The following is a 622-nucleotide window of genomic DNA, read 5'->3' as shown; positions in this document are numbered from 1 at the left end:
GGCCGAGGGCTTCGGTCAGGACGCCGCAACGAACTCGGCTACATCTTCAACGCCGCCGCCGGCCACTGGCGACCCACTGCGCCACCCACCCGCCGCTGGCTGCCCGCGCCCCCACACATCGCCCGCCTCCTCGACGTCCCCATCGGTAGCGATGTGCTGGAACGCCACCGGATCGTCGGCCCCGACGGCCACCCGGTCCAGATCGCCGACTCCTACCTTCCCGCCGCGCTCGCCCGCGGCACCATCCTCGAAGCCGCCTCCACCGGACCCGGAGGTATCTACGAGCGGCTCGAACACGACTTCGGCCACGGCCCCCTCACCTGGCACCCCCGCGTCGGCGCCGCCGCGGCTACCCCCGAGCAGGCCCGCGACCTCGGCGTCTCCCGCGGCACCCCGCTGCTCGTCCTCACCCGCATCTCGATCAGCGGCACCAGCGGACGCCCCGTCGAAGTCACGATCACCTACCTCGACGGACACCGCTTCGAGGTCACCGGCCAGCCGATCATCCGCGATGACACCGCCGCCTGGCCCACCGCACCCGCCAGCGCGGAAAACCGACCAGCCGCCCTCTGAGGTGAGGATTTCCGGTGTGGGCTGGGTCGGTTGCGGGCGTGGCTGACCG

Annotated in this window: 1 protein-coding gene; it reads left to right on the top strand. The window is 72.5% G+C overall.

What is annotated here, in order from left to right; genetic code table 11:
- The coding region (locus AC08OO_RS19715; RefSeq protein ID WP_476618869.1) for a GntR family transcriptional regulator at nucleotides 1–573 on the top strand (573 nt) is incomplete at its 5' end.
- Nucleotides 574–622: the final 49 nt, after the last annotated feature.

The organism is Frankia sp. CeCAU1, assembly GCF_977971845.1.
The sequence above is the reverse complement of the archived record's forward strand: the minus strand, read 5'-3'. Positions and strand labels throughout refer to the sequence as shown.